This window comes from Kineococcus rubinsiae, from assembly GCF_011839805.1.
GTDB lineage: Bacteria > Actinomycetota > Actinomycetes > Actinomycetales > Kineococcaceae > Kineococcus > Kineococcus rubinsiae.
In genome coordinates, this window is the sequence record NZ_VWPY01000083.1 from 1 (window position 1) to 12,606 (window position 12,606).

Below are 12,606 nucleotides of genomic sequence, written 5' to 3' on the forward strand. Positions count from 1 at the left end.
CCCTCCGCGCGGGCGCCGGCGGCGGCCCGCGGTCGAGGCGCTGCGCCGGCACTGGCCCGCCGTGCGGGGCCACCTCCTGGTGCTGCGGCCGGCGTGGTGGGTGGCGCGCGCGGCCCTCGTCGCCGGGCTGCTCTCCGTCGAGGTGGGCGGCGGCTCCGGGACCACCGCCACCTTCGCCGTCCTGCTCGTGCCGCTGACCGCCCTCAGCGTGTGGCTGGGGCGCACGCGGATGCCCCGGCTCCTCCTGGTCGGGTTCGGCGTCGTCAACGCGCTCGCCGCCCTGGTGCTGGTGGTCGCGGTGGACGACTACTGGACGAACGCGGGGACCGGGGGTGGCGAGGGCGACTGGACCCCGCCGGGCCTCAGCCTCGACGGCTACCCGGTCGGCAACGTCCAGCCCTACGACGCGCAGGGCCGCCCGCTCACGGGCGTGCAGCTCTTCGACGAGCAGGGCCGCCCGCTCGACCTCTCGCCCGACCAGCGCCTGGTGTGGCGGTCCGACGGCACGACCGGCGAGGTGCGCCCGCAGGTCGACGCGACGGGGCAGCAGCGCTGGAACGTCTACCCGGTGCCGAGCTCGGACGACGCGCCCGCGCCCACCGCGACGGTCGCGCCCCTCCTGCAGCTCCAGCAGCCGTGAGCACCTCCGGGCCGGTGCTCCTGCCGCACCCCGCGACCGGCCGGCCGTTCCCCTCGCCCGTGCCGCCCGGCTTGGGCTGGCCGGGCGACCCGTCGACCGCGGGCACGCCCGTCGCGCAGGACGCGGCGCAGGCCGGTGAGCTGGCGCTCGCGGCCGGGTCGCTGGACGAGGTGGTGGCCCGCTCCTGCGTGTGCCGCGCCTGCCCGCGCCTGGTCGCGTGGCGCGAGGAGGTGGCCCGCACCCGGCGCCGGATGTACGCGGGCGAGCCCTACTGGGGCCGGCCCGTGCCGAGCCTGGGTGAGGAGAACCCGCGCGCCCTCGTCGTCGGCCTGGCGCCCGCCGCGCACGGCGGCAACCGGACCGGGCGCATGTTCACGGGCGACGCCTCGGGGGACTGGATCATCGCCGGGCTGCACCGGGCGGGCCTCGCCTCGCAGCCGACGTCGGTGGACGCCGCCGACGGTCTCCGCCTGCACCGCACGCGCATCGTGGCCCCCGTGCGCTGCGCGCCGCCGGACAACAAGCCGCTGCCGTCCGAGCGCGACACGTGCGCCGCGTGGCTGGACGCGGAGCTGCGCCGGTGCGCGCACGACGTCCGCGTCGTGATGGCGCTGGGCGGGTTCGCCTGGGCCTCGGCGCTGACGGCGGCGCGGCGGGCCGGGTGGTCCGTGCCCCGGCCGCAGCCGCGCTTCGGCCACGGCGCCGAGGCGGTGCTGACCACGCCGGAGGGCCGCGGCGTCCGCCTGCTCGGCAGCTACCACGTGAGCCGGCAGAACACCTCGACCGGGCGCCTGACCGTCGCGATGCTCGACGACGTGCTGCGGCGCGTCGCCGACCTGGCGGGGGACTAGACCCGCCGCTCAGTAGGCTCGCCGCATGCCCGACCTCCGCGTGCCCCGCACCACCGCCGCCCCGCGGATCCTCGTCGTCGGCGGCGGCTACGTCGGCCTGTGCGCCTCGATGCGGCTGCTCAGGAAGCTCAACCCGGGCGAGGCGGAGATCACGGTCGTGGAGCCGCGCGGGTACATGACGTACCAGCCGTTCCTGCCCGAGGCCGCGGCCGGCTCGATCGAGGCGCGCAACGTCGTGGTCCCGCTGCGCCAGACGCTGCGCGGCGCCGAGGTGGTCGTCGGCGAGGTCGTCGGCGTGACGCACGCCGAGCGGCGGGCGCGCGTGCGGCCGGTCGACGGCGAGGAGTACGACCTGCACTACGACGTGCTCGTCCTCGCGCCCGGCTCCGTCGCGCGCACCCTGCCGATCCCCGGCGTCGCGGAGGAGGCGATCGGCTTCAAGACCGTCGAGGAGGCCGTGCACCTGCGCGACCGCGTGCTGCGCAACCTCGACCTCGCCGAGGCCAGCAAGGACGAGGAGTTCCGGCGCCGGGCCCTCACCTTCACCTTCGTCGGCGGGGGCTACGCCGGCATCGAGGCGCTCGCCGAGCTCGAGGACATGGCCCGCTTCGCCACCCGCTCGCTGCGGACCGTCCGGGCCAGCGACGTCCGCTTCGTCCTCGTCGAGGCGCTGGACCGGATCCTGCCCGAGGTGGGCCCGGAGATGGGCCGCTACGCCGTCGACGCGCTGCGCTCGCGGGGCATCGAGGTCAACCTGCGCACGACGCTGCAGTCCTGCGTCGGCGGGCTCGTGCAGCTCAGCGACGGCCAGGAGTTCGCCAGCGACACGATCGTCTGGACGGCGGGCGTGAGGTCGCACCCCGTGCTGGGACGCACCGACCTGCCGCTGGACGAGCGCGGGCGCCTGCTCTGCGGCGCCGACCTGCGCGTCGTGGACGCCGCCGGGTCCGTCGTCGAGGGCGCCTGGGGCGCGGGCGACGCGTGCGCGGTGCCCGACCTCACGAAGCCCGGCGCGTTCTGCGCGCCCAACGCCCAGCACGCCGTCCGCCAGTCGCGGCAGCTGGCGGACAACCTGCTGGCGCTGCTGCGCGGCGGCCGGCCGGAGCCCTACCGGCACGCCTACGCGGGCTCGGTCGCCTCGCTGGGGCTGCACAAGGGCGTCGCCCAGGTCTACGGCGTGAAGCTCAAGGGCTACCCGGCGTGGCTCATGCACCGCGCCTACCACCTGTCCCGCGTGCCCACGACGAGCCGCAAGGTGGGCGTCCTGCTCGGCTGGGTGCAGGCCGCGCTGTTCCACCGCGAGGCCGTCTCGCTCGGCGCGCTGTCGCACCCCCACGCCGAGTTCGAGCGCGCCGCGGGCGGCCCTCGGCACTGAGACTCACCTCTACCCCCTTCGCGGGGGCCACCAGCCCGGGTGGCGTAACTGGTAGGCGCACGGGGCTTAAACCCCCGGGCCGTTCGCGGCGTGCGGGTTCGACTCCCGTCCCGGGTACTGCAGGTGGGGGAGACCTCCTCCCGCCGGGAACGCAGGCGCAGGCTGCCGCGTTGACCCGGCAACGACACGATCCCCGGAGGGGAGTCATGGAAAGCAAGAACCCGGTCTTCGCGCGCAGCAACGAGTGGAAGGCGGGCTACGCGGGCTTCGACGCACCGTCGTCGGCCCGTCGCACCCCGCCCGCCGACGCCGACGCGCGGACCCTGGAGGACTGGTACCAGCGTCCGCCGGCCACCCCGACGCAGTCGCGCCGGATGACCCTGGACGACGTCGTCGTGCGCACGGCCGGCTTCTTCGCCGTCCTGCTCGTCGGCGCCGGTGCCGCCTGGTACTCCGACCTCGGCTTCGGCGTGGCCATCGTCGCCGCCCTCGTGGCCATGGTCCTCGGCATCTGGGCCCAGGCCTCCAAGAAGGTCCGCCCCGGCGTGATGTTCGCCTACGCGGGCCTCGAGGGGCTCTTCGTCGGCGCCATCAGCAACTACTACACGCAGGCCTTCGGCAGCGGCCTCGTCACCACGGCCGTCGTCGGCACGCTGTGCGCCTTCGGCGCGATGCTCGTCGCGTACAAGACGAAGGTCATCCGCGCGACGCCGAAGTTCACCAAGGTCCTGCTCATCGCGGTCCTCGGCTACGCCGTCTTCGGCCTGGTCAACCTGGTCCTGTCGCTCACGGGCATCGGCAACGTCTACGCCGGCGGCGGGATCCTCGCGATCGGCATCAGCGCCATCGGCGTCGTCCTCGCGTCGCTGTTCCTCGTGCTGGACTTCGACCACATCGAGCGCGGCATCCGCAACGGCCTCCCGGTCCGGGAGTCCTGGCGCGCGGCCTTCGGGCTCACGGTCACCCTCGTGTGGCTGTACCTGGAGATCCTGCGCCTCGTGGCGATCCTGCGCGGCAACAACTGACGGACGACACGACATCACCGGAGCTCGGTGCGCCGGCCCTCGAGGCCGCGCGCACCGAGCTCTCGCGCGTCCTGGGCCTGCTCGTCGACCGGGTGAAGGGCATGCCGCTCACCCAGCTCGGCCGGCCGGCCGGCGGCTCCGACGTGCCGCGCGCGGAGCTCGTCCACCGCACGTCGCAGGCCCTCGCGGACCTCGCCGCGCACGCGGAGGGCCGGGCGCGGCGCGCGGTGCCCGTCCTCGCCCCGCACGGCGCGGGCGACCAGCTGGCCGTGCTGGGCGCCGACGTCCTGGCGTCGGCGGACGCGGCGGGGCTGGCGCAGGCGCACGAGGCCGTCCTCGCCCTGCGCCGCGCCCTCTGAACCCACCCCTCCGTGATCGTGCAGGTAGTCCCTGCACGATCACCGAGGGCGTGCGGGCCGGGCCGTCGCGCGCGGCGGCGCCTGCGAGGATGACCCCATGCGCTACGCCGAGTCCGTCGTCGACCTCGTGGGGGGCACCCCCCTCGTCAAGCTGCAGAAGGTCACCGCGGGCCTGTCCTGCACCGTGCTCGCCAAGGTCGAGTACATGAACCCCGGCGGCTCCGTGAAGGACCGGATCGCCCTGCGGATGATCGAGGCGGCGGAGGCCGACGGCCTGCTGAAGCCCGGCGGCACGATCGTCGAGCCGACCAGCGGCAACACCGGCGTCGGGCTCGCGCTCGTCGCCCAGCAGCGCGGCTACCGCTGCGTCTTCGTCTGCCCGGACAAGGTGGGCGTCGACAAGCGCAACGTGCTCAAGGCCTACGGCGCCGAGGTCGTGGTGTGCCCGACGGCCGTGCCGCCGGAGGACCCGATGTCGTACTACTCGGTGTCCGACCGCCTGGTGCGCGAGATCGAGGGCGCCTGGAAGCCGAACCAGTACGCGAACCCGCAGGGCCCCGCGAGCCACTACGCCACGACCGGCCCGGAGATCTGGGCCGACACCGAGGGCCGCGTGACCCACTTCGTGACGGGCGTCGGCACGGGCGGCACCATCACCGGCACCGGCCGCTACCTCAAGGAGCACGCGCAGGCGGCCGGCACCACGGTCCGCGTCGTCGGCGCCGACCCGGAGGGCTCCGTCTACTCCGGCGGCACGGGCCGCCCCTACCTCGTCGAGGGCGTCGGCGAGGACTTCTGGCCGTCCGCGTACGACCCGAGCATCCCCGACGAGATCATCGCCGTCTCCGACGCGGACTCCTTCCTCATGACGCGCCGGCTGGCGCGCGAGGAGGGTCTGCTCGTCGGCGGCTCGTGCGGCATGGCCGTCGTCGCCGCGCTGCGGGCCGCGAAGGACCTCGGCCCCGACGACGTCGTCGTCGTGCTGCTGCCCGACGGCGGCCGCGGCTACCTCGGCAAGATCTTCAACGACGACTGGATGGCGTCCTACGGGTTCCTCGACAGCCAGGAGGGGGGCACCGCGGGCGACGTGCTGCGGCAGAAGTCGGCCGGGCTGCCCGCGCTGGTGCACACCCACCCGACGGAGACCGTGCACGACGTCATCGAGATCATGCGCGAGTACGGCGTCTCCCAGCTGCCCGTCGTCGGCGCCGAGCCCCCCGTCATGGCCGGCGAGATCGCGGGCGCGGTCACCGAGCGGGAGCTGCTCGACGCGGTGTTCTCCGGCACGGCGAAGATGTCCGACGCGGTCAGCGCCCACATGGGCCCGTCCCTGCCGCTCGTCGGCGCGGGCCAGTCCGTGGAGGAGGCGCGCGCGGTGTTCTCCAAGGCCGACGCCGCCGTCGTCGTCGAGGACGGCAAGCCCGTCGGCGTCATCACGCGCCACGACCTGCTGGCCTACGTCGCCACGCACGGCGCCGCGCGCTGACGCACCCGACCTGCGCACGCAACGCGACCCGACGGCCGTCCCGCACTCCGCGGGGCGGCCGTCGCCGGTGGTGGGCGTCGCCGGTGGTGGGCGGGCTCAGTAGCGGATGGCGTCGATGACCTGCGCGCGCACGGCCATCACGGCGGGGACGAGCCCGGCGAGCGCGCCGATGGCCGTGGCCGCGAGGAACCCCTCCAGCGCCGCCTCCCAGGGGTAGGGCGGGACGTCCGTCAGCGAGATCCCCTGGGGCAGGATCAGGGACAGCGGCAGGTTCGAGATGATCGCCACCGAGAGCAGCACGGCCAGCGCGCCGGCCGCGGCCGTCGCGCACACGCTCTCGAAGAGGACCGCGAAGAACACCCGGCCCGACGTGGCCCCGAAGCTGCGCCGCACGCCGATCTCGCGGATCCGCTGCCGGACGGTGACCAGCCCGACGTTGAGGACGCCGATCCCGCCGAGGACCAGGGCGAAGATCCCGATGCCGCGCACCCCGTAGGCGAGGACGACGTTGACGACACCGAGCTCCTCGCCGGAGTCGTAGCGGTAGACGCCGGCGTTCCCGCCGGGCACGGACGCCGTGAGCTCCTGCTGCAGGACCTGCTGCAGCGCCTCGGCGTCGCGGTCGGGGACCCAGACCTGCATCCCGAGCTGCGCCGAGCCGTAGGTGGTGTCCGCGCTGATCCACCGCTCGACGTCGCCGGGCAGGACCCACGCGCTGACGCCGTCGGTGTTGCGGTCGTCGACGACGCCGATCACCGTGCCGCGCACGGGGGTGTCGCCGCCCAGGACCACGGTCGGCGGAGCGGCCGGGTCGAAGCCGCCCAAGCCGTCGGCGAACTGCTGGTCCACCACCAGCGCGGGGGCGAACCGGTCGGTGTCGGCGTCGGTGAACCAGCGGCCCTGCAGCACCTGGATGCGGTGCATCTCGCCGTAGCGCGGTTCCACGATCGTGCCGCTGACCAGCTTCGTGCCCGCGGGCAGGCGGGCGGGGAACTGCAGCGACCCGGTCAGCGAGGACCACGGGATGCCGTGGCGGGCGACGACGCTGCGCAGCTGTGCCATCGACTCCGCGTCGACGGTGCTGGAGCCGTCGGAGGAGTACACGTCCAGCTGCAGCGTCGCCGCGCGCCCCTGGGAGCGGTCGGAGCTCTCCTGCAGCATCTGCGCGCCCATGCGCCCCACGGCCGTGATGGTGGTCATGGCGAAGACGGCGAGGAAGACCCCGACGAGGGACAGCACGACGCGGACGCGGTGGACGCGCACCTCCTGCCACGCCTCGGTGATGGCTGCGAGCAGGCCCATCAGGGGGCGCTCCGGTCGGCGGTGGCGCCGTGCAGGGCGGCGTCGTCGAGCTGGGTCAGGACCCCGTGGTCGAGCCGGAACCGGCGGTCGGCGCGGGCCGCGACCGCGAGGTCGTGGGTGATGGTGACGAGGGTCGTGCCGTCCTCGCGCACGAGCTCCTCGAGGACGTCCATGACCGCCGAGCCCGTGTCGACGTCGAGGGCCCCGGTGGGTTCGTCGGCGAGCAGGACGCGGGGCCGGCGCACGAGGCTGCGGGCCAGCGCCACGCGCTGCTGCTCGCCGCCGGACAGCTTCTCCGGCATGGTGTCCAGCCGTCCGCCGAGCCCGACGCGGGTCAGCATGGCGCGCGCGATGCTGCGCCGGCGCAGGAACTCCCGGGACGAGCCGTAGAACAGGGGGGAGGCCACGTTGTCGGTCGCGCTGCGCCCGGGGAGCAGGTTGAACTGCTGGAACACGAACCCGAACGTGGCGCCCCGCAGCTTGGCCGTGCGGCGCGCGGACATCCCCGTCGTGGGCCGGCCGTCGAGGAGGTACTCGCCCGAGGTGGGGCGGTCGAGCAGCCCGACGAGGTTCAGCAGGGTCGACTTCCCGGAGCCCGAGCGGCCCACGACGGCGACGTGCTCGCCGGCCTCGACGACGAGGTCGACACCGGTGAGGATCCGCAGGACCTCCCCGTCGGGCAGGGCGACGGAGCGGCCGATGCCGTTGAGCGAGACGACGCTCATCCGTAGACGACCGTGCCGTCGTCGCCGGGGGCGATCTCGTCCGTGCCGGGCACGAACTGCAGGATGCGGGCGCCCTCCTCGACGCCGCCCTTGACCTCGACGAACTCGCCGTCGGTCAGGCCGAGGGTGACGGGGGTCTCGGTGGGGGCCCCGGTGTCGTCGAGCCGCCACAGGCTGCCCTTCGCGACGCGGCCCTGCACGGCGGTGACGGGGGCGAGCAGCACGCCCGCGGCCCGGCCCGCGGTGACCTCGACGGTGGCCGAGAGGCCCGGGAACACCTGCACGTCCGCGGGGACCCGGCACGTGACGGTCGCGCCCGTCGGCGTGGAGCCCGGGTCGGCGCCGCCGCCGTAGGCGTACGGGTCCGGCTGGACGGGCGCCGGGGCCGGGGCGTCCGCGACGGGGATGCCGGTGCGCAGGTCGGTGCACTCGAAGGTGCCCGGGCCGCCGGGGACGGTCACCGAGGCGGAGCTCGGCGCGGCGAGCAGGCGGAACTGCTGGTCCTGGGTGAGCGGCGCCGACACGGTGAGGGTGCCGGGGCTGACGGTCGCGACGGCGTCGCCGATCGAGACGGGCTGGGCCGCCAGGACGTCGAGGGTGGCGAGCGTGCCGGGGACCGTCGCGGTGACGGTGACGGTGCGGGTCCTCGGCGCGGCGGGGGCGGGGGCCGGGGCGGCCGGGTCGGTCGTGACCGCGGGCGCCGTCTCCTCGACGGGCACGACCACCGTGAACAGCGGCGTGCCCTTCTCGACGGTGTCGCCGGCCGTGGCGCGCACCCGGCCGACGGTCCCGGCCGCGGTCGCCTTCACGGTGGTCGAGGGGTCGGCCTGGATGCTGCCGGACAGCGACACGGTGTTCACGACGTCGCCGCGCGAGACCGTGGTCTCGGCGGGGGTGAGGACCGCCGACGGGCTGGCGGCGCCGGCCTCCTCCGGACCGCCGCGGCCGAACGCGATGTACAGCAGCGCAACGGCGATGAGCCCCCACACGAGCAGTCGCAGCGCCGGGAAGACGATCGTCCTGACCACGCCCACGGGAACCCACCTCCGGTCTCGGGCCGTGGGGCGGTGCAGCGGTGGCCGATCCCCCGAGCGGCTGTCCGCGGACCGTAACAGCCGTCCCGGGCGCGCCGTGGGGGTTTGCCCGGCCCCGTGGAGGGTGAGGGGCGCGGCGGGCGGCGGGACCGGGTGCGGCTCAGCGGGGGAGCAGCGTGCGCAGGGTCGCCGCGTCGCGGTGCAGCTGCGCCGGGTCGTCGTCCGCGACGAACTCCAGCAGGGCGTCGTGGTCGCGGCCCGTGCCCGCCAGCAGGGCCAGGACGTCCCGCCACAGCGCCGCCCGCGCGCTCAGGGGCTGCCGCTGCGTGCCGGGCCACCAGGCGAAGACGTGCACGGTCGAGACCCGCGGCAGCAGCCGTGCGAGGCCGGTGAGCGCGCTCTCGTCGGGGACGTCGAGCGCGGGCTGCCAGTACGTCGTCAGCGACGGCGCGCCCACCAGGTCGTCGACGGCGGCCAGCAGGGCGGCCGTCGAGGCGGGCGTGTCGGTGAGGGTGTCGCCGTGGTGCTCGAGGCCCACCTCGACCCCGGCGTCGCCCGCGCGGCGCACCGCGTCGGCGGTGCCCGCGGCGACGCGGGCCCGCTCGTCCGGGCCGGCCTGCGCGGAGGCCAGGTCCCCGGCCCAGACGCGCACGCGCGGGGCGCCCAGCGCGACGGCCGCGGCCAGGACGTCGGCGAAGGCGCCGGCCTCGTGGACCCCGGTGCGGTGGTAGGAGCCGAGCGAGGTGACGCGCAGGCCGGCGTCGCGCGTGCGGGCCCCGACGTCGCGGGCGGTGGCGAGGTCCCCGGGCGGGACGTGCCCGTCGGCGCCCCACTCCACGCCCGTGAGCCCGGCCCCCGCGGCCGCCGCGACCACCTCGGCGGGCGAGCGGCCGCGCAGCGTGACGGAGCACGTCCCGGGGTGGATCACGCCGCGATCCTTGCACCCCGCGGCCCCGTGGACCTATCGTTCTGGCAAGCGCTTTCCAACGACGAGCCAGAGGAGGGGGAGCCGCGATGGTGCAGCACCTCGGAGTGGTCCTGAACGGCGTCACCGGCCGGATGGGGTACCGGCAGCACCTGCTGCGCTCGGTCCTCGCGATCCGCGAGCAGGGCGGGGTGCTGCTCTCCGACGGCAGCCGCGTCCAGCTCGACCCCCTGCTGGTGGGCCGCAGCGAGGCCAAGCTGCGCGAGATCGCCGACCGGCACGGGCTGACGCGGTGGACGACCGACCTCGACGCGGCGCTGTCCGACGACGGGTTCCCGCTGTACTTCGACGCGCAGATCACCTCCGCGCGCGAGACGTCGATCCTCGCGGCGATCGCCGCCGGGCGCTCGGTCTACACCGAGAAGCCCGTCGCGGAGTCGGTGGAGGGCGCCCTGCGCCTGGCCCGCGCGGCCGCCGCCGCGGGCGTGAAGAACGGTGTCGTGCACGACAAGCTGTTCCTGCCCGGCCTGCGCAAGCTCAAGCGGCTGGTCGACTCGGGGTTCTTCGGCGAGATCCTCTCCGTGCGCGGGGAGTTCGGGTACTGGGTGTTCGAGGGCGACTGGCAGCCGGCCCAGCGCCCCAGCTGGAACTACCGCGCCGAGGACGGCGGTGGCATCGTCGCGGACATGTTCTGCCACTGGAACTACGTGCTGGAGCAGATCATCGCGCCCGTCCGCTCCGTGACCGCCCGCGCCGTGACCCACGTGCCCGTGCGCGTCGACGAGGCCGGCGAGCCCTACAAGGCGACCGCGGACGACGCGGCCTACGCCATCTTCGACCTCGAGGGCGGCGTCGTGGCGCAGCTGAACTCCTCGTGGGCCGTGCGCGTGGACCGCGACGAGCTGGTCGAGTTCCAGGTCGACGGGACCCTCGGCAGCGCCGTCGCGGGCCTGCACGGGTGCCGGATCCAGCCGCGCTCGGCGACCCCGCGCGCGGTGTGGAACCCGGACCTGCCCGAGCAGCACGACTACCGCGGCGACTGGCTGACCGTGCCGGACAACGAGCCCGGCGGATTCGACAACGGCTTCAAGGTGCAGTGGGAGCAGTTCGTCCGCCACGTCGTCGAGGACGCGCCGCACCCGTTCGACTTCCTCGCCGGCGCCCGCGGGGTGGCCCTGGCCGAGGCCGGCCTGCGCTCCTCGGCCGAGGGCCGCCGCGTCGACCTGCAGGAGCTGTCGCTGTGACCGCGGCGCCGACCACCGCCGGGCGCGCGCTCACAGGCACCGTGCTGCGGCTGCCGCGCCGCCGCCCCGACGGCGGGGTCGAGCTCGTCGAGCACGCCGTGCACGAGCGCGTCGACTGGCCGCGGCCCACGGGCCCGGCCACGTCGCGCCGCGCGTTCGCGGCCGCCCACGTCGTGCCGCGCACCGCCTCCGAGACGGTGCCGGGCGCGCCCGCCGACCTCGACTGGGACGCCACCCTCGCGGTGCGCCACCACCTGTGGGGGTACGGCCTCGGCGTCGCCGAGGCCATGGACACCGCGCAGCGCGGCATTGGCCTCGACCCGGCCGCGACCGGGGAGCTGGTGCGCCGCAGCGCCGCCGAGGCCCGCTCCGTCGGCGCGCGCATCGCGGCGGGCGCCGGGACCGACCAGCTGCCGCCCGGGCCGCACGACCTCGCGGCCGTGACGGCCGCCTACGAGGAGCAGGTCGCCGCCGTCGAGGCCGCCGGCGCCCAGGTGGTGCTGATGGCCAGCCGGCAGCTGGCCGCGGCCGCGACGTCGCCCGAGGACTACCAGGGCGTCTACGCGCGGCTGCTGCAGCAGGTGTCGGGGCCCGTCGTCCTGCACTGGCTCGGCGAGGTCTTCGACCCGGCGCTGGCCGGGTACTGGGGCAGCCGGGACGTGGCGGCGGCGACGGAGTCGTTCCTGCAGGTGGTGCGGGAGAACCCCGCGAAGGTCGACGGCGTGAAGGTGTCCCTGCTCGACGCCGCGCACGAGCAGGCGCTGCGGCGGCAGCTGCCCGCCGGCGTGCGGCTCTACACGGGCGACGACTTCAACTACCCCGACCTGGTGCTGGGGGACGGGGAGTTCCACTCCGACGCGCTGCTGGGGATCTTCGCGGCCATCGCCCCGGCGGCCTCCGCTGCGCTGCAGGCGCTCGACGCGGGTGACGTCGCCGGGTACCGCGCGGCGCTGGACCCGACCGTGGCGCTGGCCCGGCACGTGTTCGCCGCGCCCACCCCGCACTACAAGGCGGGCATCGCGTTCCTGTCCTGGCTCGACGGCCGCCAGCCGGGGTTCCAGATGGTCGCCGGCCTGCACTCCGCGCGCAGCGCCGTGCACCAGGCCGAGGCGTTCCGCCTGGCCGACGAGGCTGGCGTCCTCGCCGACCCGGAGCTCGCGGCGCGGCGGCTGCGCGGCTACCTCGCCGTGCACGGCCTCGACGGCTGACTCAGCGGGCGGGCTCCCCGGCGGGGGCGCCCGCCCGGCAGGTCAGCTCGGCCCAGAGCGAACCGGGTTCCAGGTCGACGGTCAGCTCCAGGTCGTCGGGGACCCCGCCGGCGAGGGCCGCGGCCACCTCCGCCACCTCGGTGGGGGAGCCGTCGACCGCCACGGAGACCAGCTGCCCCGACGGGTCCAGGCGGGCGGTCAGCGCCGCCCCCCGGCACGCCCCGAGCGCGGCGGTCAGCGCGGGCCGCGCCAGCGCGACGAGCCCCTCCTCGTCGGGGTGGCGCCGGTCGTCGACCACGTCGACGGAGCTGCCCCGGCTGCGGGCGCCGCGGACGGCGGAGCGCAGCGCGGGGTCCAGCACCGCGCGGGCGCCGAGGTCGTCGCGCAGCTGCCGCTCGAGCCCCCGGGCCCGGCGGGCCAGCTCCGCCCACG

At 75.7% G+C, this 12,606-nt stretch carries 11 protein-coding genes, 1 tRNA gene and 2 pseudogenes; 9 read left to right on the forward strand and 5 right to left on the reverse strand.

Features of this window, described 5'->3' with window-relative positions; genetic code table 11:
• From F1544_RS22005 to F1544_RS22035, 7 genes and pseudogenes are all read left to right on the forward strand, one after another.
• Nucleotides 1-640, forward strand: a pseudogene (locus F1544_RS22005) (hypothetical protein); the annotation flags it as partial.
• Entirely contained in the window at nt 637-1,491 is an 855-nt protein-coding gene (locus F1544_RS22010; protein ID WP_308470263.1) for a uracil-DNA glycosylase, read from the forward strand. The pseudogene F1544_RS22005 and the gene F1544_RS22010, both read left to right, overlap by 4 nt.
• A 25-nt stretch (nt 1,492-1,516) precedes the next feature.
• The gene (locus tag F1544_RS22015) at nt 1,517-2,866 is read left to right on the forward strand and encodes an NAD(P)/FAD-dependent oxidoreductase (RefSeq protein WP_167588338.1); all 1,350 of its coding nucleotides are present in this window, start codon (nt 1,517-1,519) and stop codon (nt 2,864-2,866) included.
• A 33-nt stretch (nt 2,867-2,899) separates the two neighbouring features.
• Nucleotides 2,900-2,983, forward strand: a tRNA-Leu gene (locus F1544_RS22020).
• An 89-nt stretch (nt 2,984-3,072) separates the two neighbouring features.
• Nucleotides 3,073-3,891, forward strand: a complete 819-nt coding sequence (locus tag F1544_RS22025; protein WP_167588339.1) for a Bax inhibitor-1/YccA family protein — start codon at nt 3,073-3,075, stop codon at nt 3,889-3,891.
• A 101-nt stretch (nt 3,892-3,992) separates the two neighbouring features.
• Entirely contained in the window at nt 3,993-4,250 is a 258-nt protein-coding gene (locus tag F1544_RS22030; RefSeq protein WP_167588340.1) for a hypothetical protein, read from the forward strand.
• A gap of 97 nt (nt 4,251-4,347) precedes the next feature.
• Nucleotides 4,348-5,736, forward strand: coding sequence for a cystathionine beta-synthase (locus F1544_RS22035; RefSeq protein ID WP_167588341.1), 1,389 nt, complete (start codon nt 4,348-4,350; stop codon nt 5,734-5,736).
• A 96-nt stretch (nt 5,737-5,832) separates the two neighbouring features.
• On the opposite strand, the gene F1544_RS22040 is transcribed toward F1544_RS22035, so the two are convergent.
• The 4 genes from F1544_RS22040 to F1544_RS22055 form a co-directional block, all read right to left on the reverse strand.
• Complete coding sequence (locus F1544_RS22040; RefSeq protein ID WP_167588342.1) at nt 5,833-7,038, reverse strand: ABC transporter permease; 1,206 nt, start codon at nt 7,036-7,038, stop codon at nt 5,833-5,835.
• Nucleotides 7,038-7,763, reverse strand: coding sequence for an ABC transporter ATP-binding protein (locus F1544_RS22045; RefSeq protein WP_167588343.1), 726 nt, complete (start codon nt 7,761-7,763; stop codon nt 7,038-7,040). The genes F1544_RS22040 and F1544_RS22045 overlap by 1 nt, the downstream gene beginning before the upstream one ends.
• A complete protein-coding gene (locus F1544_RS22050) occupies nt 7,760-8,797 on the reverse strand; it encodes an efflux RND transporter periplasmic adaptor subunit (RefSeq protein WP_167588344.1) in 1,038 nt (345 codons plus the stop codon). The genes F1544_RS22045 and F1544_RS22050 overlap by 4 nt, the downstream gene beginning before the upstream one ends.
• Before the next feature lie 160 nt (nt 8,798-8,957).
• Complete coding sequence (locus F1544_RS22055) at nt 8,958-9,725, reverse strand: sugar phosphate isomerase/epimerase family protein (RefSeq protein ID WP_167588345.1); 768 nt, start codon at nt 9,723-9,725, stop codon at nt 8,958-8,960.
• 86 nt (nt 9,726-9,811) lie between these two features.
• On the opposite strand from F1544_RS22055, the gene F1544_RS22060 reads away from it, so the two are divergent.
• Nucleotides 9,812-10,966 carry a Gfo/Idh/MocA family protein gene (locus F1544_RS22060; RefSeq protein WP_167588346.1) on the forward strand — a complete coding sequence of 385 codons (1,155 nt, stop codon included), beginning with the start codon at nt 9,812-9,814 and terminating at the stop codon, nt 10,964-10,966.
• A 41-nt stretch (nt 10,967-11,007) separates the two neighbouring features.
• Nucleotides 11,008-12,174 (forward strand): dihydrodipicolinate synthase family protein, encoded by a 1,167-nt coding sequence (locus F1544_RS22065; RefSeq protein ID WP_373368109.1) that lies wholly within the window; start codon nt 11,008-11,010, stop codon nt 12,172-12,174.
• 1 nt (nt 12,175) lies between these two features.
• Here the strand turns inward: F1544_RS22065 and F1544_RS22070 are convergent.
• Nucleotides 12,176-12,606 (reverse strand): annotated as a pseudogene (locus F1544_RS22070) (hypothetical protein); the annotation flags it as partial.

Excerpts from the sequence above, each read along its gene's own strand:
- F1544_RS22045 (WP_167588343.1), bottom strand. The coding sequence starts at position 7,763 with ATGAGCGTCGTCTCGCTCAACGGCATCGGCCGCTCCGTCGCCCTGCCC.
- F1544_RS22025 (WP_167588339.1), top strand. The coding sequence starts at position 3,073 with ATGGAAAGCAAGAACCCGGTCTTCGCGCGCAGCAACGAGTGGAAGGCG.
- F1544_RS22060 (WP_167588346.1), top strand. The coding sequence starts at position 9,812 with ATGGTGCAGCACCTCGGAGTGGTCCTGAACGGCGTCACCGGCCGGATG.
- F1544_RS22015 (WP_167588338.1), top strand. The coding sequence starts at position 1,517 with ATGCCCGACCTCCGCGTGCCCCGCACCACCGCCGCCCCGCGGATCCTC.
- F1544_RS22040 (WP_167588342.1), bottom strand. The coding sequence starts at position 7,038 with ATGGGCCTGCTCGCAGCCATCACCGAGGCGTGGCAGGAGGTGCGCGTC.
- F1544_RS22030 (WP_167588340.1), top strand. The coding sequence starts at position 3,993 with ATGCCGCTCACCCAGCTCGGCCGGCCGGCCGGCGGCTCCGACGTGCCG.
- F1544_RS22035 (WP_167588341.1), top strand. The coding sequence starts at position 4,348 with ATGCGCTACGCCGAGTCCGTCGTCGACCTCGTGGGGGGCACCCCCCTC.